Annotated in this window: 19 protein-coding genes; 13 read left to right on the forward strand and 6 right to left on the reverse strand. The window is 73.0% G+C overall.

The window, feature by feature from the left end:
- From JK361_RS30605 to JK361_RS30620, 4 genes are all read left to right on the forward strand, one after another.
- Window positions 1-544: alpha-glucosidase C-terminal domain-containing protein (locus JK361_RS30605; protein WP_236053840.1), on the forward strand; the 544-nt coding region annotated here is incomplete at its 5' end.
- A gap of 32 nt (window positions 545-576) precedes the next feature.
- On the forward strand, window positions 577-1,941 hold the full coding sequence (locus JK361_RS30610; protein WP_201824352.1) for a maltokinase N-terminal cap-like domain-containing protein: 1,365 nt from the start codon (window positions 577-579) through the stop codon (window positions 1,939-1,941).
- A 3-nt stretch (window positions 1,942-1,944) separates the two neighbouring features.
- Window positions 1,945-4,146: a 1,4-alpha-glucan branching enzyme gene (gene glgB / locus JK361_RS30615; protein WP_201824354.1), complete on the forward strand. Its 2,202-nt coding sequence runs from the start codon at window positions 1,945-1,947 to the stop codon at window positions 4,144-4,146.
- A gap of 92 nt (window positions 4,147-4,238) precedes the next feature.
- Window positions 4,239-5,327 carry a glutamate--cysteine ligase 2 gene (locus tag JK361_RS30620; RefSeq protein WP_201824679.1) on the forward strand — a complete coding sequence of 363 codons (1,089 nt, stop codon included), beginning with the start codon at window positions 4,239-4,241 and terminating at the stop codon, window positions 5,325-5,327.
- A 19-nt stretch (window positions 5,328-5,346) separates the two neighbouring features.
- Here the strand turns inward: JK361_RS30620 and JK361_RS30625 are convergent, their stop codons facing one another.
- Window positions 5,347-5,580, reverse strand: coding sequence for a DUF6480 family protein (locus JK361_RS30625; RefSeq protein WP_201824356.1), 234 nt, complete (start codon window positions 5,578-5,580; stop codon window positions 5,347-5,349).
- Between the two features lie 149 nt (window positions 5,581-5,729).
- Between JK361_RS30625 and JK361_RS30630 the strand changes: the two genes are divergently transcribed.
- From JK361_RS30630 to JK361_RS30650, 5 genes are all read left to right on the forward strand, one after another.
- Window positions 5,730-7,628, forward strand: coding sequence for an AMP-dependent synthetase/ligase (locus tag JK361_RS30630; protein WP_201824358.1), 1,899 nt, complete (start codon window positions 5,730-5,732; stop codon window positions 7,626-7,628).
- 149 nt (window positions 7,629-7,777) lie between these two features.
- Window positions 7,778-8,212, forward strand: coding sequence for an ATP-binding protein (locus JK361_RS30635; protein WP_201824359.1), 435 nt, complete (start codon window positions 7,778-7,780; stop codon window positions 8,210-8,212).
- A gap of 213 nt (window positions 8,213-8,425) precedes the next feature.
- Window positions 8,426-9,802, forward strand: a complete 1,377-nt coding sequence (locus JK361_RS30640; RefSeq protein ID WP_201824360.1) for an NAD(P)/FAD-dependent oxidoreductase — start codon at window positions 8,426-8,428, stop codon at window positions 9,800-9,802.
- A gap of 125 nt (window positions 9,803-9,927) precedes the next feature.
- Window positions 9,928-10,137 carry a DUF4287 domain-containing protein gene (locus JK361_RS30645; protein ID WP_201824362.1) on the forward strand — a complete coding sequence of 70 codons (210 nt, stop codon included), beginning with the start codon at window positions 9,928-9,930 and terminating at the stop codon, window positions 10,135-10,137.
- 96 nt (window positions 10,138-10,233) lie between these two features.
- The gene (locus tag JK361_RS30650; RefSeq protein WP_201824681.1) at window positions 10,234-12,456 is read left to right on the forward strand and encodes an FUSC family protein; all 2,223 of its coding nucleotides are present in this window, start codon (window positions 10,234-10,236) and stop codon (window positions 12,454-12,456) included.
- A 34-nt stretch (window positions 12,457-12,490) separates the two neighbouring features.
- On the opposite strand, the gene JK361_RS30655 is transcribed toward JK361_RS30650, so the two are convergent.
- A complete protein-coding gene (locus JK361_RS30655) occupies window positions 12,491-13,357 on the reverse strand; it encodes a SigB/SigF/SigG family RNA polymerase sigma factor (protein ID WP_201824364.1) in 867 nt (288 codons plus the stop codon).
- 232 nt (window positions 13,358-13,589) lie between these two features.
- Window positions 13,590-14,024, reverse strand: a complete 435-nt coding sequence (locus tag JK361_RS30660) for an ATP-binding protein (RefSeq protein ID WP_201824366.1) — start codon at window positions 14,022-14,024, stop codon at window positions 13,590-13,592.
- Between the two features lie 126 nt (window positions 14,025-14,150).
- Between JK361_RS30660 and JK361_RS30665 the strand changes: the two genes are divergently transcribed.
- Both JK361_RS30665 and JK361_RS30670 read left to right on the forward strand, forming a co-directional pair.
- Window positions 14,151-14,393: a hypothetical protein gene (locus tag JK361_RS30665; protein WP_201824368.1), complete on the forward strand. Its 243-nt coding sequence runs from the start codon at window positions 14,151-14,153 to the stop codon at window positions 14,391-14,393.
- A 268-nt stretch (window positions 14,394-14,661) separates the two neighbouring features.
- A complete protein-coding gene (locus JK361_RS30670) occupies window positions 14,662-15,120 on the forward strand; it encodes a cyclic nucleotide-binding domain-containing protein (RefSeq protein ID WP_201824370.1) in 459 nt (152 codons plus the stop codon).
- Window positions 15,121-15,158: 38 nt separating this feature from the next.
- Here the strand turns inward: JK361_RS30670 and JK361_RS30675 are convergent, their stop codons facing one another.
- Both JK361_RS30675 and JK361_RS30680 read right to left on the reverse strand, forming a co-directional pair.
- Window positions 15,159-16,460: an MFS transporter gene (locus JK361_RS30675; RefSeq protein WP_201824372.1), complete on the reverse strand. Its 1,302-nt coding sequence runs from the start codon at window positions 16,458-16,460 to the stop codon at window positions 15,159-15,161.
- 82 nt (window positions 16,461-16,542) lie between these two features.
- Window positions 16,543-17,157: a LysE/ArgO family amino acid transporter gene (locus JK361_RS30680; protein ID WP_201824374.1), complete on the reverse strand. Its 615-nt coding sequence runs from the start codon at window positions 17,155-17,157 to the stop codon at window positions 16,543-16,545.
- Window positions 17,158-17,222: 65 nt separating this feature from the next.
- Here JK361_RS30680 and JK361_RS30685 point away from each other — a divergent pair, with 65 nt between their 5' ends.
- Both JK361_RS30685 and JK361_RS30690 read left to right on the forward strand, forming a co-directional pair.
- Entirely contained in the window at window positions 17,223-18,110 is an 888-nt protein-coding gene (locus JK361_RS30685; protein ID WP_201824376.1) for a LysR family transcriptional regulator ArgP, read from the forward strand.
- A gap of 698 nt (window positions 18,111-18,808) precedes the next feature.
- Window positions 18,809-19,060, forward strand: a complete 252-nt coding sequence (locus JK361_RS30690) for a WhiB family transcriptional regulator (RefSeq protein WP_201824378.1) — start codon at window positions 18,809-18,811, stop codon at window positions 19,058-19,060.
- A gap of 306 nt (window positions 19,061-19,366) precedes the next feature.
- Here JK361_RS30690 and JK361_RS30695 read toward each other — a convergent pair whose 3' ends face one another.
- Window positions 19,367-21,205 carry a sensor histidine kinase gene (locus JK361_RS30695; protein WP_201824683.1) on the reverse strand — a complete coding sequence of 613 codons (1,839 nt, stop codon included), beginning with the start codon at window positions 21,203-21,205 and terminating at the stop codon, window positions 19,367-19,369.
- Window positions 21,206-21,286 lie beyond the last annotated feature (81 nt).

Consider the following 21,286-nt stretch of genomic DNA (forward strand, 5'->3'; position numbering starts at 1 on the left):
CTACTACGGCGACGAGATCGGCATGGGCGACAACATCTGGCTCGGCGACCGCGACGCCGTGCGCACCCCCATGCAGTGGACACCCGACCGCAACGCCGGCTTCTCGACGTGCGACCCGGGACGCCTGTACCTGCCCACCATCATGGACCCCGTCTACGGCTACCAGGTCACCAACGTGGAAGCGTCCATGTCCTCGCCCTCGTCGCTGCTGCACTGGACCCGCCGCATGATCGAGATCCGCAAGCAGAACCCCGCCTTCGGACTGGGCTCGTACACGGAACTCCAGTCCTCCAACCCGGCGGTCCTGGCGTTCCTGCGCGAGTACGGCGACGACCTGGTGCTGTGCGTGAACAACTTCTCCCGCTTCGCCCAGCCCACCGAACTCGATCTGCGGGCCTACGACGGACGGCACCCCGTCGAACTGATCGGCGGAGTGCGCTTCCCCGCCATCGGCGAACTGCCCTACCTGCTGACCCTCCAGAGCCACGGTTTCTACTGGTTCCGGCTCACCCGAGTCGCATCCCGCATCGGCCGCCGCCGCTGACCCGTCCGGCGCCGAGGAAAGGACGCGTCACCATGCCGAAGACCATCACCCCCCGCCCCCGCACCGCGACCGGCACCGACGGGCCCCTGGCCTCGTTGGGCGGTCTGCTGCGGGAATGGCTGCCGAGGCAACGCTGGTTCGCGGGCAAGGACCGGCCCGTCACCGATCTGACGGTGCTGTCCATGACCGAGCTGTTCCCGGGATGCCTGCACCTGCTGGTGAACGCCTCGCACGTGCCGGTGCCCACACCCGGCGGCACTCCCCCGCCCGGGGACTGCTACCAACTGCTCCTGGGCCTGCGCCGGCACCTCGCGCCGCGCCTGGAGCGGGCGTACATCGGGCGCGCCCAGGAGGGCCCGCTGGCCGGGCTCGCGGTGTACGACGCGCTGCACGACCCGCGCTCGGCCGACCTGCTGCTGGAGCGGCTGCGACAGCCCGGCACGGCGGGTCCGCTGCGGTTCGGGGCGGCCCCGGACGCCCAGGTGCCCGGCGGTCTGCCGCCGCGGCTGCTGGACGCCGAGCAGTCCAACACCTCGATCGTGTACGGCGACGCCTACATCCTGAAGGTGTTCCGGCGGATCCAGCCGGGCGTCAACCCGGACCTGGAGGTCCCGGCGGCGCTGGCCGCGCAGGGCTGCGCCCGGGTGCCCGCGCCGGTGGCCTGGTTCACCACGACCGCCCCGCGCCGGGCCACCCTCGGGGTGCTCCAGCCGTTCCTGCCGGACGCCACCGACGGCTGGTCGCTGGCGCTCAGCGCGCTCGCCGCGGGCGACGACTTCACCGCCGAGGCCCGCGCGCTGGGCCGGGCCATGGCCGAGGTGCACCTGGCGCTGGCCGAGGCCTTCCCGCCGGCCGGGCCGGGCGAGAACGGCCGAACGGCCGAGGCGATGTGCGCGCGGCTGGACGCCGCCGCGCACGCGGTACCCGGGCTGCTGCCCTTCGTGCCCGGCCTGAAGGCCGCGTTCGGGGCGCTCGCCACGTGCGACACCGGTCCGCCGGCCCAGCGCATCCACGGCGACCTGCACCTCGGGCAGGTGCTGCGGGCCGGCCGCGACTGGTTCGTCATCGACTTCGAGGGGGAACCGTCGCGTCCGCTCGCCGAGCGCCGCGCCCCGCAGTCACCCGTGCGCGACGTCGCCGGGATGCTGCGCTCCTTCGACTACGCGGCCCGGCAGCGCCGCCCCTGGCGACCCGAGTGGGCGCGCCGCTGCCGGGAGGCGTTCTGTGCGGGCTACGCGGCCCGCGCGGGCTGGGACCCACGCAAGAAGCACGCGCTGCTGCGCGCGCACGAGACGGACAGGGCGGTCTACGAGGTGCTGTACGAGGCGAGACACCGGCCGGACTGGCTGCCGGTTCCGATGGCGGCGATCAAGCGGCTCGCCGTGTGGGGAGGCTGATCCATGGCACTGCGTGACACCACAGGTCCCGAGAGCGCGGGCCCCGTGCCGCCCGCGACCGTACCGCTGGACCCCGCCGACCGCGGCCGGCTGCTGGCCGGCGCGCACCACGACCCGCACGGCCTGCTGGGCGCCCACCCGGTGCCGGGCGGCACGCTGTTCCGGGCGCTGCGCCCGAACGCCCGGGCGGTGAGCGTGGTCATCGACGGCACGCGCACCGAGATGTGGTCGGAAGGCGACGGTCTGTTCGCGACCGTCCTGCCCGGTACGGAGATCCCGTCGTACACCCTCCTCGTGGCGTACGGCGACACCGAGCAGGAGGTGCACGACCCGTACCGCTTCCTGCCCGCCCTCGGCGAGCTGGACCTGCATCTGATCCGGGAGGGCCGGCACGAGCAGCTGTGGCGGGCGCTCGGCGCCGAGCCGATGGTCCACCAGGGCGTGGCCGGCACCCGCTTCACCGTCTGGGCGCCGAACGCCCAAGGGGTGCGGGTGGCCGGTGACTTCACGTACTGGGACGGCACGCAGTACCCGATGCGCTCGCTCGGCGCGTCCGGGGTGTGGGAGCTGTTCCTGCCCGGTATCGGCGAGGGCACCCGGTACAAGTTCGAGATCACCTCCCGGTACGGTCACCGGTTCCTGAAGGCGGACCCGATGGCCCGGTGCACGGAGGTGCCGCCGGACACCGCGTCGGTCGTGACGGCCTCGCGCTACGAGTGGGGGGACGCCGAGTGGATGGCGCACCGCGGTGACACACCCGTGCACCAGGCCCCGCTCTCGGTGTACGAGGTCCACCTGCCGTCGTGGCGGCCGGGCCTGACGTACCGGCAGCTGGCCGACGAACTGCCGGCGTACGCCAGGCAGATGGGCTTCACGCACGTGGAGCTGATGCCGGTGGCCGGGCACCCCTTCAGCGGCTCCTGGGGGTACCAGGTCACCTCCTACTACGCGCCGACGCCCCGGCTCGGCTCACCGGACGACTTCCGGTACTTCGTGGACGCCTGTCACCGGGCCGGCCTGGGTGTGATCATGGACTGGGTGCCGGCCCACTTCCCGAAGGACGACTGGGCGCTGGGCCGGTTCGACGGGGACCCGCTGTACGAGCCCGGCAACGCCCTGCGGGCGGAGCACCCGGACTGGGGGACGTACGAGTTCGACTACGGCCGTACCGAGGTGCGCAATTTCCTCGTCGCCAACGCGGTGTACTGGTGCGAGGAGTTCCACATCGACGGGCTGCGCGTCGACGCCGTCGCCTCGATGCTCTACCTGGACTACTCGCGGGACTCGGGCCAGTGGGAGCCGAACGTGTTCGGCGGCCGGGAGGACCTGGACGCGGTGGCCTTCCTCCAGGAGATGAACGCCACCGTGTACCGGCGCTGCCCGGGCGTGGTGACCATCGCCGAGGAGTCCACCGCCTGGGACGGGGTGACCCGGCCGACGGACGGCGGCGGTCTGGGCTTCGGGCTGAAGTGGAACATGGGCTGGATGCACGACTCGCTGGAGTACATCCAGAAGGAGCCGGTGCACCGCAAGTACCACCACGACGAGATGACCTTCTCGATGGTGTACGCCTACAGCGAGAACTACGTCCTGCCCATCTCCCACGACGAGGTGGTGCACGGCAAGCAGGCGCTGGTGTCGAAGATGCCCGGCGACTGGTGGCAGCGGCGGGCCAACCACCGTGCCTATCTCGGCTTCATGTGGGCGCACCCGGGCAAGCAGCTGTTGTTCATGGGGCAGGAGTTCGCCCAGGGTGCGGAGTGGTCCGAGGCGCACGGTCCGGAGTGGTGGCTGCTCGGCGACGACTACCACTCCGCGGGCGACCACCGGGGCGTCCAGGACCTGGTGCGGGACCTGAACACGGTGTACCGCGGGACGCCGGCGCTGTGGCAGCGGGACACCGACCCGGCCGGTTTCCGGTGGGTGCTGTGCGACGGGGCCGACGACAACGTCCTGGCGTTCCTGCGGTTCGCCGCCGACGGCGGCCCGCTGCTGGCGGTGTCGAACTTCTCCCCCGTCGTGCGGCACGGCTACCGCCTGTGGGCGCCCGACGACGTCCCCGCCTGGCGGGAGGAACTGAACACCGATGACGTCCGCTACGGCGGCAGCGGGGTCGGCACCGGGGCGCCGGTCAAGCCCGAGGACGGTTTCCTGGAAGTGACCCTGCCGCCGCTCGCCACGGTCTGGCTGACGCCGGAGCGCTGAAAGCCGCGGGTGTCGGCGGCCCTCCGGGGGGCAGTCGGGGTCGTACAGATCCTCGACTGCCCCTCGTGGCACGGACAGAAGGGCGGCATCAGGTGCGCACCGTCGGAGTGGAGGAGGAACTCCTCCTGGTCGATCCGGACAGCGGCGAGCCGAAGGCTCTGGCGGCGGCCGTCCTCGCCCGCGCGGCCCAGGACGATCCCGGGCAGGACGTGTTCGAGAAGGAGCTGTTCGGGCAGATGCTGGAGTTCGCCACGCATCCGCAGTCGGACATGGGGGACCTCGGCGCGGAGATCGTCCGCTGCCGCAAGGAGGCGGCCCGGCACGCCGGGCAGATCGGCTGCGGCGTCGCCGCGCTGGCCACCTCGCCCCTGCCGGTCAGTCCCTCCCTCAGCGTGAACGAGCGCTACCAGTGGCTGGCCGAGCGGTACGGGATACCCACCTGGGACCAGTTGGTGTGCGGCTGCCATGTCCATGTGTCGGTGGAGTCCGACGAGGAGGGCATCGCGGTCCTCGACCGGCTCCGCCCGTGGCTGCCGATCCTGCGGGCGATCAGCGCGAACTCCCCGTTCTGGCAGGGCCGGAACACCGGGTACGCCAGCTATCGCAGCCGGGTGTGGGACCGCTGGCCGTCGACCGGGCCGACCGAACCCTTCGGGTCCGCCGAGCGGTACCACCGGCAGGTGGCCGACATGGTGGCGACCGGGGTCATCCTGGACGAGGGGATGGCCTACTTCGACGCGCGGCTGTCCGCCCGCTACCCGACGGTGGAGATCCGGGTGGCGGACGTCTGCCTGTGCGCGGACACCGCCGTGCTGATCGCGACGCTGGTCCGTGCCCTCGTGGAGACGGCCGCACGCGAGTGGCGGGCCGGACGGCCGGCGCCCGACCCCCGCGTGAGCCTGCTCAGGCTGGCCGACTGGCAGGCGGCCCGGTTCGGTCTGGAGGAGGACCTCCTGGACCCGGTCACCCTGCGGCCCCGGCCCGCCGCGCAGGTGCTGGACGCGGTGCTGGAGTACGCCGGGGACGCGCTCGCCGGCAGCGGCGACGCGGATCGCGCCGCGCGCACCGTCGAGGAGTTGCTGCGGCGGGGCAACGGCGCGCGGGAGCAGCGCCGGCTGCTGGAGCACACCGGCAGCCTGCGGGACGTCGTCACCGAGTGCGTGCGGCGTACGCAGGGGTGAGCATCTCGCCCGGCGGAGTTCAGAGGATCAGGATCAGGGCGTAGACCAGGAAGAACGCCGCTATCAGCACGGCCAGGAGCAGGATCAGCGTCATCGGTGCCTTGGCCCAGCCTCTGCGCTGGGCGTCCGGCTCGCGGGGTCCGGCTTCGGGCATGCTGCTCTCGGCGGGCGGGGTCTCACCGGGTGGAACTCCCCCGCCTGGCTCGAGTCCGGTCGTACGCTCTGGTTCCGGATCGGGGTTCACATGGCTCATGGCTACCGAGTCCCCAGGACACGCCCACATCATCAGCCGATCACGACTTCTCCGTTCCTCTCACCGAACGCGCTTACCTGGGCTACATTCGAGCACCGCCGACACCGAGCCGATCGGCGGAGTCACCCTCCGTAGACCAGGAGCAGCGCATGCGCAACGTCGCTTTCGCTCCGGCATTCACCACGCCGCTCACCGGCGGCCTCGCCGACAGCGTCTTCGCGACGGCGGACCGGGATCCGACGCTGCCGGTGCTGGCCCGCCGCGCGGGTCCCGCCGCGTCCGGATGGGAGGAGGTGACGGCGGTCGAGCTGCGGGACGAGGTGGTCGATCTGGCCAAGGGCCTGATCGCCGCCGGGATCTCGCCCGGCCACCGGGTGGCCCTGATGGCCCGGACCCGCTACGAGTGGACGGTGCTGGCCCACGCGCTGTGGGCCGTGGGCGCCGAGGTCGTGCCGATCCATCCGGCCTCCTCGCGGGACCAGGTCGAGTGGATCCTGCGGGACGCCGGCTGCGTGGCCGTGGTCGTGGAGGACGAGCAGGGCATCATGACCGTCGGCACCGTGTGCACCCGGCTGCCGCGGCTGCGGCACGTCTGGCAGCTGGACGCGGGGGCCGTGCCCGACCTCGTCGAACGGGGCACGGTGGTCCCCTACACCACGGTGGAGTCGCTGCGCCGGATCGTGCTGCCGGACTCCACGGCGGCCATCGTCTACACCTCCGGCACCTCGGGGCGTCCGATGGGCTGTGCGCTCAGCCACCGGGGCCTGGCCTACCCGTGCGACACCCTGCTGGCCGGCTGGGCGCACACCGCGGCGCCTGCGGGTGAACAGCCGTCCGTGCTGGCCTTCCTGCCGTTCTCGCACGTGTACGGCATGATGATCATGCTGATGTGTGTGCGCGGCGGAGTGCTGATGGCACATGAGCCGGAGCCGACCGAGACGGCGCTGGCATCGGCCCTGAGCACCTTCCGGCCGACGTACCTGTACGGCGTGCCGTCGGTGTTCGAGCGGCTGTACAAGAATTTCCTGCGCACCGCACAGCAGTCGGGCCGGGGCGCCCTGTTCGAGCGCGCGGCGCAGACGGCGCGGGACTTCGCCGAGGCCGAGGAGCGCCGGCGGCTGGGCACCGGACCGGGCCCGGGGCTCGAACTGCGGCTCCAGCACGCCCTCTACGAGCGGACGGTGTACCGCAGGCTCCGGGCCGCGCTGGGCGGCCGGGTGCTGCGGGGCACCTCCGGCGGCTCCGCGCTGGGCCGCGAACTGTGCCTCTTCTACGAGGGCATGGGCATCTACATCCACGACGGATACGGGCTCACCGAGGTCTCCGGCGGGATCACCATGCAGCCCCTCGGGCGGGAGAAGTCCGGGACCGTGGGGCTGCCGCTGCCGGGCACCGAGGTCCAGGTGGCCGACGACGGGGAGATCCTGGTGCACGGGCCCTCGGTGTTCCAGGGCTACATCAGCGACGAGCCGGCGACCCGGGCCGCGCTGCGCGGCGGCTGGCTGGCCACCGGGGACATCGGCCGGCTGGACTCCGAGGGCTATCTGACGATCACCGGGCGCAAGAAGGACATCATCGTCACCAGCGGCGGCAAGAGCGTGGCACCGGCGCCGCTGGAGCAGCGGCTGCGCATGCATCCGCTGGTCCACCAGGCGGTGGTGATCGGCGACGACCGGCCCTGCGTCGGCGCCCTGATCACGCTGGACCCGGACTTCCTCGCGCACTGGCGGGGCGCCCTGGCACTGCCGGGCGATCACGCCGGCCGGGAGGCCCGGGAGGAGAACGCGCTGCGCGACGAGATCGCGCGGGCCGTGGCCTCCGCGAACAGCGCGGTGTCCCGCGCGGAGTCCATCAGGGTCTACCGTGTCCTCCAAGAACCGTTCGCCCCCGACAACGGGCTGCTGACGCCGTCCCTGAAATTGCGCCGGGACGCCGTCGTGCGGCATTACGCGGCCGAGATCGAGGCGATGTACGAGGCGCGTTCCCGGTCGCGGCCGGTCGTGCCGGAGCCCGCCGAGTGGGACGAGGCGGACGACGTCTTCCGCTGAGGAGGTGCACCGAGTGACCGCCGGGCCCGGGGGAGCCGGATAGTCCGCGCGGCTGGGGGAACCCGCAGCGGTGCAAGAGATCAGCAACGACGACCGTCCTGGTCAAAAGGGCCGAGCGGCCCTCCACGGCCGGGGCCGGGGAATGCGAGATGGTGACGAAGCCGCGTGGGGACGACACACCACCCTCGGAGGAGAGCTACGAGCGCACGTTCTCCTTCCCCGGTGAGCTGCGCAACGTCACGGGAGCGCGGCTCGCGGCCGAGGACTTCCTGCGCTCGCTCGCCCGGCACGCCCCGCCCGGCGCCCACGAGTACTGGGACGACATCCTGCTGGTCGTGACGGAGCTGGCCGCGAACGCGATCCAGTACGCGCCGGGCCCGTTCGATCTGCGGCTGCGCCGCACCTTCGACGGGGTGCACGTGACGATGCGGGACACGAACCGGACGGAGCCGGAGCCGCGGCCCTTCCACCCGCGCACGGGCGGCGGCGGCATCGGCTGGCACCTGGTGCACACGCTGTGCACCCAGGTCAGTGTCGTCGTGCACGACACCGGCAAGGACATCCACGCGTTCCTGCCCTGGTGATGTCGCCGGTGATGTGACGGGTGTTCGACGTGTAGGTGTGCGTCAATCGGTTACTCCACCCGCCAGTGGGGGCATGCTGGTCCCCACGCGTTCGTCTGCCCGCCGCGCCCAGTCGGCGGGACGGCTGCGGGCACGGTGGGACCGGTGTGGGTGCTCAGCGATCCGGGGCAGGCGGACGGCGTCGATTCGGACCGCCTGGAGCCGCAGAGAGGGATGGACACCGTGACACGACCCAGGATCCTGGTGGTTGGCGCCGGCTTCGCCGGAGTCGGGTGCGTTCGCCGCCTGGAGCGGAAACTCGCCCCTGACGAAGCCGACGTCACGCTGGTGACGCCGTTCGCCTACCAGCTGTATCTGCCGCTGCTCCCCCAGGTCGCCTCCGGCGTGCTCACGCCGCAGTCGATCGCCCTGTCCCTGCGCCGGAGCAAGAAGTACCGCACGCGGATCATCCCGGGCGGCGCGATCGGCGTGGACCTGAAGTCCAAGGTGTGTGTCGTCCGCACCATCACCGACAAGATCGTCAACGAGCCCTACGACTACATCGTGCTGGCACCGGGCAGCGTGACCCGCACCTTCGACATCCCCGGGCTGACCGAGCACGCCTTCGGGATGAAGACGCTCGCCGAGGCCGCCTACATCCGCGACCACGTCATCTCGCAGCTCGACCTGGCGGACGCGAGCGACGACCCGGCCGAGCGGGCCGCGCGTCTCCAGTTCGTGGTGGTCGGCGGTGGGTACGCGGGCACCGAGACCGCGGCCTGCCTCCAGCGGGTGACGCACGCCGCCGTGAAGCGCTATCCGCGCCTGGACCCGGGCCTGATCAGGTGGCATCTGATCGACATCGCGCCCAAACTCATGCCCGAGCTGGGCGACAAACTCGGCCGCAGCGCGCAGGAGATCCTGAAGCGGCGCGGCATCGAGGTCTCGCTCGGCGTCTCGATCGACAAGGCCGGCGCGGAGGAGGTCACGTTCACCGACGGCCGGGTGGTGCCGACGCACACCCTGATCTGGACGGCCGGTGTGGTCGCCAGCCCGCTGATCGCCACGCTCGGCGCGGAGACGGTCAAGGGGCGGCTGGCGGTCACCGCCGAGATGTGCCTGCCGGGACACGACGGGGTGTTCGCGCTCGGCGACTCGGCCGCGGTGCCGGACCTGGCGAAGGGTCAGGAGGGCGCGGTCTGCCCGCCCACCGCGCAGCACGCCATGCGGCAGGGCAAGAAGGTCGCCGACAACGTCGTCTCCGCACTGCGCGGCCTGCCGCTCCAGCCGTACGAGCACAAGGATCTGGGGCTGGTGGTGGACCTGGGCGGCAAGGACGCGGTGTCCAAGCCGCTCGGTGTCGAGCTGCGCGGGGTGCCCGCACAGGCGGTCGCCCGCGGCTACCACTGGTCGGCGCTGCGCACCAACGTCGCCAAGACCCGTGTGATGACCAACTGGCTGCTCAACGCGGTCGCGGGCGACGATTTCGTCCGGACCGGCTTCCAGGCCCGAAAGCCCGCCCGGCTGAAGGACTTCGAGTACACCGACTCGTATCTGACGCCGGAACAGGTACGGGCGCAGGTGGAGGGCACGGCAGTTGAGCGGTCCTGACGTGACACGGACCGGAGCAGTCTCCTGATGTGACCGGCATCACCATGGGACCGCCGATCATTTCGCACGGGTCCGGCGGTCTCATCAGGTGATCGGCACACGTCACACGGATGGGACACACCACGATGACCGAGAAGACCGTGAAGGGCCCGGCGAGCTACTTCCCCTCGATCGAGAAGAAGTACGGCCGCCCGATCGCCGAGTGGCAGGAGCTGATCCGTTCCTCGCCGCTGACGAAGCACATGGAGCTGGTCGCCTGGCTGAAGTCGGAGCACGGTCTCGGTCACGGGCACGCCAACGCCCTGGTGGCCGCGACCCTGGCCGAGGCCCGGTAGCCCGCACCCTCGTGCGATGCTGGGGCGGAGATCGTTTTCCGGCACGGGAGAGAGCACGGCGGCGTGAGCGCAGCGGCACGGTCGGGACGGGTACGGATGTGGGACCGGCTCGCGGCGTCGGACCCGGGACTGCTCCGGCTCACGGCGGGACTGCGCACGGTCACCGCCATCGCCCTGACCCTCGCCGTCCTCGCCGCGCTGCGGGTCCCGGTGTCCCAGCTGGTCGCCGGGGCCATGGCGGCGATGGTCGCCACCTTCGCGATCCGGGAGAAGCAGCGGGGCCGGCAGGCCGTCACGCTCGCGCTCGGTCTGCCGGTGGCGCTGGCCTCGGTCTCGCTGGGCGCGCTGCTCAGCCAACGGGTCGTCGCCGGGGACCTGTTCTTCGTCGTCCTCATCTTCTGCGCCGTCTACGGCCGCCGGTTCGGCGACCGGGGCACGGCGCTGGGGCTGATCGGCTTCCAGGTCTATTTCCTGTCCCTGTTCGTGCGGGCGGCGGTCTCCGGGCTGCCGGAGCTGTACGACGTCATCTGCGTGGCGTTCGCGTGCAGCGCCGCCGCCCGGTTCGTACTGCTGCCCCAGACCCCGGCGGGCACCCTGGACCGGCTGCGGCGCGCCTTCCGCGCCCGCCTCGCGCAGCTGATCGCCGCTCAGACCGAGTTGCTGGACGCCGGGCCCGACGACGTGGAGAAGGTGCTGGAGGATCTGCGCACCGGCACCGCGCGGCTGCACGAGACGGCGCTGATGATCCAGGGCCGGCTGGAGGACGGCACCTCGGACCCTGCGGTGGCCCGGCTGCTCCAGCGCCGCATCGCCGACGCCGAGATCGCCGCCGAGCGGCTCGGTCTGCTGCTGCTCACCGCGCGCAGCGCCGAGCGGACCGACACCCTCACCCTGCATCTGCCGGGTGCCCCGCTGCCGTCCGGGGGCGAGCTGCCGGTCAGGGACGAGGCGACGGCCGCGCTGCGCCGGGACCTGAAGGCGCTGCGGGTGCTGATGCTGCGGCCGGCCGGCGAGGCGTCGGGGACCGCGCTCGCGCAGGTGCGCAACCGGCTGCTCGGGTACCGCGAGGAGGAGAACCTGCCCGACGCGGCCCCGGCGGTCCAGGACGTCTTCCGCGGACTCGGTGAGGCCGCCCGGGCCTCGCTCGGTCTGCGGGTCGCGCTGGACGGCCCGCAGGACGAGTCCGACGACTCCCCCGCGACCGCCCGCTCCCGGGAGGAGCTGGACGCGGAGGACGCCGCGATCGAGACAAGCGAGGAGAGCGAACCGGCGGAGGCGGAGCCGGCCGGTCTGAAGCGGCCCACCACCCGGGCCGCGGTCCAGGTGGCGGTCGGCTCCCTGCTCGCCATCGCCGGCGGCGAGCTGCTGTCCGGCCAGCGCTGGTACTGGGCGGTGCTGACCTGCTGGATCGTGTTCATCAACACCGCCTCCACCGGGGAGATCCTGGTGAAGGGCTACCGGCGGCTGCTGGGCACGGTGCTCGGGGTGGTGGCCGGCATCGGGCTCGCCGGGCTGGTCGGGCACCACACCTGGACGGCGTTCGCGCTGGTGCTGGTGTTCATCTTCGCGATGTTCTACACCGCGCCCCTGTCGTACACGCTGATGTCGTTCTTCGTCACGGCGATGCTGGGGCTGCTGTACACGCTGCTGAACACGTACAGCACGGCGGTGCTGGTGCTGCGGATCGAGGAGACGGCGCTCGGCGCGGCCTGCGGGGTGTTCGCGGCGGCGGTGGTGCTGCCGGTCCACACCGACCGCCGCACCAACGACCTCCTCGTGGCGGCCCTGGACCGGCTGGCCGAGGTCACCCGGGGCGCCGTCGACCAGCTGAGCGGCGGAGCCGGCGGCGACCTGGTGGAGCAGGCGCGCGAGCTGGACCAGGCGCTGGCCGATCTGCGGGCGGCCACCCAGCCGCTGACCCATCCGATCACACCGCTGCGCTCACGCCGGGACACGGCCCGGTACGTGGTGGCGCTGCTGGAGACCTGCGCGTACCACGGACGTTCCCTCGCGGCCACGGCCGAGCTGCTGCCGACGCATCCGTCGATCGCCGCGGATCCACGGCTGCGCGGGGCGTGCGGGCGGATCGTGCACAACATCGAGGCGATCGCCGCGCACGTGGCGGACCCGCGGTCCACGGCGGAGATCGAGACCGGCCCCAGCATCGCGTCGATGCTGGAGCCGGGCAGCCTGCGCACGCCGCGCTACGGCCGGGTGACCGACCGGGTGCTGCGTCATCTGCAACGGCTGGACGAGGCGGTCTCCGGTCTGGCCCGTCCGCTGGGCGTCGCCGGCGGGCCGGCGCAGCCGCGGGGGTGAGCGCTCCCCGCGGGCCGGTACCGGAGTGGGGCGCTCACCTCGGGTCGGTACCGGGGTGGCGGCCGCCGAGCACCTCGTCGCGGACGCGGGCGCAACTGCGGCTGATCAGCCGGGAGACGTGCATCTGGGAGATGCCGAGCCGGTCTGCGATGCGGCTCTGGGTCATGTCCTCGAAGAAACGCATGTAGAGAATGGCCCGCTCGCGCTCGGGCAGCCGGCGCAGCCCCTCCTTCGCGGCCTCGCGGTCGACCACGACGTCGTAGGAGGTGTCCGTCTCGCCGAGGGTGTCGGCGAGGCTGTAGCCGTCGTCGCCGGCGGACAGCTCGGCGTCCAGCGACAGGGTGCTGAAGCTCTCCAGGGCCTCCAGGCCGGCGTTGACCTCTTCGTCGGTGAGGCCGGTGTGGGCGGCGATGGCGGCGACGGTCGGTTCGGGGCTGCCGGGGTGCTGGGTGAGTTCGCGCCGGGCCACCCGGACCCGGTTGCGCAGTTCCTGCACCCGGCGCGGCACCCTGAGGGCCCACATCCGGTCGCGGAAGTGCCGCTTCACCTCTCCGGTGATCGTCGGCACGGCGTAGCTCTCGAAGGCGCCGCGGGACGGGTCGAAGCGGTCGATGGCCTTCACCAGTCCGAGCGCGGCCACCTGCCGCAGGTCCTCCACGGACTCGCCGCGGTCGCGGAACCGTCCGGCGATCCGGTGGGCCATGGGCAGCCACGCGGTGACGAGCTCGTCGCGTACGGCGTCCCGCTCGGGGCCGTCGTCCATGTCCGCCAGCCGGGCGAACTGCTCGGCGGTGTGCGGGGCGTCGTCGTGGTTCCGCCGGCTGGACGCCGGGGCGGCACCGGCGGGGGCGCCGGCGGGGGCGGTAGTGCCGGGACGGCTTGTCGACATGTCGGTCAGCATGCGGAATCGCTCCTGAACGGGGGTTTCAGGGCATGGCCGGAACGCAGGTTCCGGGTATGGGCCCGAACGGTGGTGTCAGGGGTCGCCGCGGGGGCCTCCGGACCCGCGGGAAGCGGGCCCGGACGGCGGTTGTGTACCCCGCTGGGCGCGCGCCTCCGGTCCGAAGCACGAGGTTCCGTCTGCCCCCCGGCCATGCGGGCAAACGCCGCTCGGCGGAACTTCCGAAACCGCTTCAGCGCAGCGGTACGACGGCCGTGATGCGCTTGCCGCCGCAGGGCAGCTCCGCGACCCGGACGTCGCGGGCCAGCCGGCACACGATGGGCCAGCCGCGGCCGCCCGGCCGGGTACGGCCGCGCTCGTCCACGGCCTGGAGGGCCACCGGGAGCTCGTCGCTGCGGTCACTGACCGAGACCCGGACGCCGCCGGAGTCGACGTCGACGTCGAAGCCGGTGATGCCGCCGCCGTGCAGCAGGGCGTTGGTGGTGAGTTCCGAGGTGACCAGCAGGGCGTCCTCGACCGCCTCGGGCGGACACGGGAGGGCGCGGGCCCGGCACCGTTCGTTCATCACCCGCTCCACCGTTCTGCGGGCTTCGGCCGGCCGGCCCGGCACCCGGCGGTGCGCGTCCGGCACGGTGACGGAGGAGCTGGTCCGGTGCTTGTCGAGCATCCTTTCCTCCTTGTACGGTGCCCGGCTTGCGTTGCTCTCTTCCTCTTTCGGCTGACCTCTCGGGGCGCTGTCAAACACGATCGGTGCCCGTGCCATTACCTGGATTCCGCCGGGTACTCGTCCCGCATGACCGATGTGGTGGACGCGGACGAGTTGTTGCGGCGGATCCGGCGGGGCCGGGAGCACGCGGCCGAGGAGGAGCGGGCCTGGCGGGAGCGGGCGCAGAGCCTGACGGCGACGGATCCGGAGGGCGCGCGGGAGGCTGCGGACCGGGCTCGGGCGTTCGAGGCGGTGCTGCGGGTCCTGGAGGAGATCGTGCGCCCGGGCGGGGCACCGAATCGGGCAGACGGCGTGAAACAGGTCACCTGACCGCCTTCTTGGTTACCCGCCAGTGCACAAGATGGTTTATTATTCATACATACGTGATGCGGGAGCGGCGCGGAACCGTCCTTCCCCCTCCCCTGCGTCACCGCATACGGCCCTGGCTGGCTTCCCCCGTCCAGCCAGGGCTTTTTGCCGCCCGGAAGGCGACACGACGGCGACAGGCCGCTTCCCTCGAGGTGCCCGGGGCGGCGGCAGCGGCTGAAATGGGCTTAAGCACAGCACCGCAACCGCCGCCGGCGAGGAGCCCCGCGCCATGACCAAAGCGATCAAACTGCTCACCGCCCTCCCCCAGGCACAGCGCGAGCGCCTGATGGAGGTGGCCAAGGAGGTCTCCTTCCCGGAGGACACCCGCATCTTCGAGGCCGGCGGCACGGCCGACCGGTTCTGGGTGATCCGCTCGGGCGCGGTCCATCTCGACCAGCAGGTCACCTCCCGGCAGCGGGTGACCGTGGCCACGCTCGGCGCGGGGGACCTGCTCGGCTGGTCGTGGCTGTTCCCGCCGTACAAGTGGGACTTCGGCGCGGCGGCCTTCAGCAACGTCAGGGCCTACGAGTTCGACGGGCCGTCGGTGCTCGCGCTGTGCGTGGAGGATCCGCTGCTCGGGCTCTCGGTGGTCCGGACCGTGGCCGAGATCCTCGCCCACCGGCTGGAGACGACCCGCGGAAAGCTGATGGACCAGTACACGATGCGTCGGGCGCGGGGGCCGCTGTAGTCCGAAAGCTCCCGTAGGCAGGGGGCCGCTGCAGGCCGTCAGATGCGGTAGCGGCGCAGTGCCGGTACGGCGCAGGCCAGGACCAGCATCAGCACGACGACCAGGGCGCCGCCGCCCGCGACGGCGGCGCGCGGGCCGAAGGCCGCGCCGGCGGTGCCGTGCAGCACGTCGGCCAGGCGCGGCCCGCCCGCGACGACCACCGTGAACACCCCCTGCATCCGGCCGCGCATCTCGTCCGTGGCGGCCGACAGCAGGATGGCGCCGCGGAACACCATCGAGACCATGTCGGCGACCCCGGCCGCGGCGAGGAAGACCACGGCGACCCAGAGGTTCCCGCTCAGCCCGAACCCGGCGATGGCCACGCCCCAGCCGACGACCGCCCCGATGACCATCCAGCCGTGCCGGCGGGCCCGCGAGAACGCGCCGGAGAACAGGCCGCCGAGCACCGCGCCGACCGGGATGCCGGCGAACAGCACCCCCAGGGCGAGGCCCTCGCCCCAGGAGCCGTACGTCTGCGCGGACAGCTGCGGGAACAGGGCGCGGGGCATGCCGAACACCATGGCGACGATGTCGGCGAGGAAGGACAGCAGCAGCACCTTGTGCCGGGAGATGTACCGGAAGCCGGCCGCTATCTCGCGCAGGCCGGCCCGGCGGGCGGCGGTCCCGTCGAGCGGCGGCAGCGCGGGCAGCCGGTGGACGGCCCACACCGTCACGCACAGCGCCAGCGCGTCGATCAGATACAGCTCGGGCAGCCCGATCACCGGGATGAGCACGCCGGCGAGCAGCGGGCCGGCCACCAGACCGGTCTGCATCACCGTCGAGCCCAGGGCGTTGGCCGCGGGCAGCTGCTCCCCCGGCACCAGGCGGGCGATGGAGGCGGTGCGGGCGGGCGCGTTGAGCCCGAAGAACGCCTGTTGCAGCGCGAGCAGGACCATGAGGACGACCACCGAGTCCAGACCGGTGACGGCCTGCGCCCAGAACAGCAGCGAGGTCACCGCGATGCCGGTGTTGGTGACCAGCAGCAGCTTGCGGCGGTCCACGGTGTCGGCGACCGCCCCGCCCCACAGCGCGAAGGCGACCATGGGCACCAGCCCGGCCAGGCTCGCGTAGCCGACCCAGGCCGAGGAGTGGGTGATGTCGTAGATCTGCTTGGGTACGGCGACGGCGGTGAGCTGGCTGCCGACGGCGGTGACGATGGTCGACGACCACAGGCGCCGGTAGGCGGGGATGCGCAGGGGGCGGGTGTCCATCGCCCAGCGGCGCCAGCCGCGCCGGGGCGGGGCCTCGTCCGCCGGCGTCTCGGTACCGGTCTCGGTGCTGCTGCTCTCGCTGGTGTCCACGAATGTCCTGGTTGCTCGTTACATCTTTTCGCTTCGCGAACCTGACTATCGCAGCAACACCCGTGTGCGACGAACGGATTCCTCAGGACCCGGCGATCAGAGTCGCGCCCAGGGCCAGCATGGTGACCGCGACGAGGCCGTCCAGGACCCGCCAGGCGCCCGGCCGGGCCAGGAACCGGCCGAGCAGCCGGGCCCCGAACCCGAGCGCGGTGAACCAGCACAGGCTGGCGAGCCCGGCGCCGAGCCCGAAGGTCCAGCGCAGCGGGCCCCGGTCCGCGGCCAGTGAGCCGAGCAGGAACACGGTGTCCAGATAGACGTGCGGGTTCAGCCAGGTCATGGCCAGACAGGTGAGCACCGCCCGGCGGCGCGAGCCGGCCGCCTCGCCCTCCGCGCGCAGTCCGGTGCCGGGCCTGAGCACCCGGCGCGCGGCCAGGGCGCCGTAGCAGAGCAGGAAGGCGCCGCCGACGATCCCGATCGCCCGGAGCGCACCCGGCCAGGCCACGACGACCGCGCCGACCCCGCCGACCCCGAGTGCGATGAGTACCGCGTCGGACAGGGCACAGATGCCGACCACGGCGAGGACCGCGTCCCGGCGCGCCCCCTGCCGCAGGACGAATGCGTTCTGGGCGCCGATGGCGACGATCAGGGAGAGACCGGTGCCGAATCCGGCGGCCGCGGCGGTCAGGGCGTGGTTCATGCCTCGACGCTAGAAAAGGTCCGGTGACAAGTACAGCTAAAGATTTTTACGTACCCTTAGCGTTCGTGATGACAGAGCTGCCCCTGGAGCAGGTGCGGACGCTGCTGGCCGTGGTGGACGAGGGCACCTTCGACGCGGCCGCCACCGCGCTGCACGTGACGCCGTCGGCCGTCAGCCAGCGGGTGAAGGCCCTCGAACAGCGCACCGGCCGGGTGCTGCTCCAGCGCACGAAACCGGTCCGGCCCACGGAGTCCGGCGCGGTGCTGGTGCGGTACGCGCGACAGCTGGCCCGGCTGGAGCGGGACGCCTGGGGAGAGCTGGGGCTGGAGGGCACCGGCGAGCCCACGCGGGTGTCGGTCGCGGTGAACGCGGACTCGCTGGCGACCTGGTTCCTGCCGGCCCTCCACCGGGTCGCGGACCTCTGCTTCGAACTGCACCGGGAGGACGAGGACCACACGGCGGCGCTGCTGCGGGAGGGCCTGGTGATGGCGGCGGTGACGTCCTCGCCCGATCCGGTGCCCGGCTGCACCGTCCGTCCGCTCGGCCGGATGCGCTACCTGCCGGTCGCCGCCCCGCGGTTCATCGCGGCCCATATCGACGGGCGGCCCCTGCCGGAGGCGCTGTCGCGGGCGCCGGTGGTGGTCTTCGACCGCAAGGACGACTTCCAGGACGGCTTCGCACGCCGGCTCGGCCGCAGGTCCGCCGGCCCGTTCCGGCACCACGTGCCCACCTCGGAGGGCTTCCTGGACGCGGTCGCGGCGGGGCTCGGCTGGGGCATGGTCCCGGAGGTGCAGGCCGGACCGCTGCTGGACCGGGGGCGGCTGGCCGTGCTCGCCGCCGGTGAGTACATGGACGTCGCACTCCACTGGCAGCAGTGGAGGCTCGACTCCCCCGCGCTCGCGGCCCTGGCCGACGCGGTGACCGCGGCCGCGGCGGAGTCCCTGCGCCGCTGACCCACCGGGGACGCGCGGCGCCGCACCGCCTCCGGCGCGGTGAGCGTGCGGCGGGCGGGGCCGACGACGCAAGGGGGCCACCACGCGATAACCCCGCAGCCGAAGGGTCCGGAACGCTGACGCCCCTCGACGCGAGGACACACACGACACCACGCGACGAGCCGGCGCCGCGAACTGACGACACGGGAAACCCAGGCAGGCGGCAGGACCACGGCACGCGAAACCCAGGCGGGCGGCAGGACCACGGCACGCGAAACCCAGGCGGGCGGCAGGACCACGGCACGCGAAACCCAGGCGGGCGGCAGGACCACGGCACGGGGGACCCACGTCCCAAGTGAGCATGGCGGGACGGGTTGCGGCGTTCTGGTACAAGACGGGCGCTCGGTGCTCCGTTGCGGAGTACCGTGGTCGCGCGGTGGCGCGGCAGCCGCCGGGCCCGTGCTCCGTCTGCCCGAACTCCACGTCACCGGTGCCCGGTCGGGCGGCCCCGCGCTCTGCGCGCCGCGCTTCCCGGCCTGTTGACCGCCCACGGCCCCGCGGGGTGCCGGCGTCCCGCGGCGGCCGGTGAGCGATCGTCGCCCGATCGCCCGCCGGTTGTTCCGTTTCACGTCGTCCCGACCGGTCACCCGAACCAGGAGAACGCATGCGGGACGCATGCGACAGGCACGGACGACTTCGATCCGATCCAGGAGACTCCGATGGACAACTGGCGCGAGCACGCCGCGTGCCGCCACGAGGACCCCGACCTGTTCTTCCCGATCGGCACCACCGGGCCTGCGCAGGTGCAGGCCCAGCAGGCCAAGGCGGTGTGCGGACGATGCCCGGTCCGGGAGCAGTGCCTCGACTGGGCGCTGGACACGGGCCAGAGCATCGGCATCTGGGGCGGTACGACGGAGCTGGAGCGGCGCGCGCTACGGCGCCGGGCACGCTCCCGGCCGCGCTCCGGCTGACCGCCGTCCCGGGTGCCGGCCGACCGGCACCCGGGACGGCGGCCCGGGGCCCCGCCCGGCGCAGGGCACCCCACTCCCGCCTCAAGTCCGCTGGGCCACCTCGCCCTTGGCCGTGTCCCGCGGCCCACGTCTCGGGGCTCACCGGCAGGCGGCCCCACGGCCGGCACGAGGATTCACCGGCAGGCGGCCTTGCAGCAGGCGCGAGAACTCACCGGCAGGCGGCCTTGCAGCAGGCGCGAGAACTCACCGGCAGGCGGCCCCACGGCACGCATGAGGGCTCACCGGCAGGCGGCCCCGGGGCCCGCGTCACGGCTCGTCGGCCGGCGGTGCCATGGCCGGCAGCCGCAGGGTGAACACCGCGCCCGCGCCCGGCTCGCTCGCGGCCGCCGCCGTGCCGCCGTGGGCGGCGACCAGGTGGCGGACGATCGCCAGCCCCAGGCCGCTGCCGCCGGTACGGCGGCTGCGGGACTTCTCCGCGCGCCAGAACCGCTCGAAGACGTGCGGCAGGTCCTCGGGCGCGATGCCCGAGCCGGTGTCGGTGACGGCCAGGACGACGTCGTCCCCGTCCCGGCGGGCGGCGAGCGTGACGGTTCCGTCGGCGGGGGTGTGCCGCAGCGCGTTGGAGACCAGGTTGCCGAGGGCCTGCCGCATGCGGACCGGGTCGGCGTCCAGCCATGCGGCGTCGCCGGTCCGGGTGCGCAGGGCGACCCCGGCGGCGTCGGCGGCGACGCGGTGGGCGGCGGCGACCTGGTCGAGCAGGTCACCCGCCCGCAGCGGCTCGCGGTGCAGGCGCAGCGTGCCGGCGTCGGCCGCGGAGAGGTCCTGGAGGTCGTCGATGATCCGCTGAAGGACGAGCGCCTCCTCGTGCAGTGAGTCCAGCAGCGCCGGGTCGGGGTCCACGACACCGTCCCGGACGACCTCCAGCCAGCCCCGGATGTTGGTGAGCGGACTGCGCAGCTCGTGCGCGATGTCGCTGACCATGGCCTTGCGCTGCGCCTCCAGACGCTCGCGCCGCTCGGTCAGGTCGTTGAACGCCTCGGCGAGGATGCCGGTCTCGTCCCGGGTGGTCACCGGCACCCGCACATGCAGTTCGGGTGGCTGCTGCGCGGCCGCGGTGAGCGCGCGCAGGGGCCGTACCAGCCGGACGGCGACGAGGGCGGTCACGGCGACGGTCACGGCGAGGACCAGACCGGCGACGCCGACGACCTTGCCCTTGTTGGCCGTTGACATGTCGAACCGGGCCGGGTTCTGGTCTCCGATGCCGAGGAACAGCTCGGCCTCCGGGGCGACGTAGGGCTCCAGCTGGGCGCGGCGGGCGTCCTGGACGCAGCCCCGGGCCACCCGAGCGGGCTCGCCGCCGGCGACCTTGGCGTACTTGCCGAGCAGGTAGCCGCCGCCGAACGGATCCTTGCCGCTGGGATCGAAGGTGAGGAACAGGCGTCCGCCGCCGAGGTGCAGCCCGGCCCGCCCCAGGCAGGGCCGGGCGAGGTCCGACAGCGCGTCCAGGGCCCTCTGTTCCGTCGGCGTGGGCGTGTTGAGCTGTCCGTCCTCGCACTCCAAGGCGCCGTAGGCGGACGGGTCGGTGCCGTCCGGGGTGGTGACCACCGGACGCCCGCTCACGGACCGTACGACGGTGGGCTGCATGCCGAAGCGCTGGTAGCAGTGCTTGCGCTTGGCGGCCAGCGCGTCCAGCTCGGCGCGTTCCTTCGTGGGGAGCCGGTAGGGGCCCACCACGCGCGGGTCGATGCCGCTGAGCTGGGCGCCGCTCTCGGTGTAGGTGTCGGTGCGCAGCGGGTCGACGGTGGCGGCGGGCCGGGGCGGCAGCGGGGTGCCGCGCGCCGCGGAGTCGGCGACGAAGGTGCGGTCGGCGGTGGTGAGGGCGATCCGGCGTCCGGTGCGGGCGGCCAGGTCCCGGACGGCGTGCCGGACGCCCGACCAGTCGGGGTGGGTGGCGGCGTAGCCGCTGAGTTCGGCGAGGATGCGGTTGTCGGCGGCCAGGTCCTGGCCCTGCTCCTCCTTGAGGGCGCTGGTGGTGGTGGTCACCGCGAGCCAGGCGGTGGCCGCCACCGAGCAGACCGCGATCAGCGCGGAGACGGACAGCAGCCGGACGACCAGACGCTTGCGCAGCGGGATCCGCCGCTTCACCGGAGCCGGGCGGCCGGCTCCCGTGCCGCCGTCCGGCTCCGCGTCCGGTCGGTCCGCGCGCGGGCCGCCGCTCCGCTCGGC

It is taken from the genome of Streptomyces musisoli, from assembly GCF_016741855.1.
GTDB classification, from domain to species: domain Bacteria; phylum Actinomycetota; class Actinomycetes; order Streptomycetales; family Streptomycetaceae; genus Streptomyces; species Streptomyces musisoli.

Coding starts and splice junctions, on each gene's coding strand:
- glgB (WP_201824354.1), top strand. CDS start 1,945: ATGGCACTGCGTGACACCACAGGTCCCGAGAGCGCGGGCCCCGTGCCG.
- JK361_RS30630 (WP_201824358.1), top strand. CDS start 5,730: ATGCGCAACGTCGCTTTCGCTCCGGCATTCACCACGCCGCTCACCGGC.
- JK361_RS30650 (WP_201824681.1), top strand. CDS start 10,234: ATGTGGGACCGGCTCGCGGCGTCGGACCCGGGACTGCTCCGGCTCACG.
- JK361_RS30635 (WP_201824359.1), top strand. CDS start 7,778: ATGGTGACGAAGCCGCGTGGGGACGACACACCACCCTCGGAGGAGAGC.
- JK361_RS30610 (WP_201824352.1), top strand. CDS start 577: ATGCCGAAGACCATCACCCCCCGCCCCCGCACCGCGACCGGCACCGAC.
- JK361_RS30680 (WP_201824374.1), bottom strand. CDS start 17,157: ATGAACCACGCCCTGACCGCCGCGGCCGCCGGATTCGGCACCGGTCTC.
- JK361_RS30655 (WP_201824364.1), bottom strand. CDS start 13,357: ATGCTGACCGACATGTCGACAAGCCGTCCCGGCACTACCGCCCCCGCC.
- JK361_RS30625 (WP_201824356.1), bottom strand. CDS start 5,580: ATGAGCCATGTGAACCCCGATCCGGAACCAGAGCGTACGACCGGACTC.
- JK361_RS30690 (WP_201824378.1), top strand. CDS start 18,809: ATGGACAACTGGCGCGAGCACGCCGCGTGCCGCCACGAGGACCCCGAC.
- JK361_RS30640 (WP_201824360.1), top strand. CDS start 8,426: ATGGACACCGTGACACGACCCAGGATCCTGGTGGTTGGCGCCGGCTTC.
- JK361_RS30670 (WP_201824370.1), top strand. CDS start 14,662: ATGACCAAAGCGATCAAACTGCTCACCGCCCTCCCCCAGGCACAGCGC.
- JK361_RS30660 (WP_201824366.1), bottom strand. CDS start 14,024: ATGCTCGACAAGCACCGGACCAGCTCCTCCGTCACCGTGCCGGACGCG.
- JK361_RS30665 (WP_201824368.1), top strand. CDS start 14,151: ATGACCGATGTGGTGGACGCGGACGAGTTGTTGCGGCGGATCCGGCGG.
- JK361_RS30645 (WP_201824362.1), top strand. CDS start 9,928: ATGACCGAGAAGACCGTGAAGGGCCCGGCGAGCTACTTCCCCTCGATC.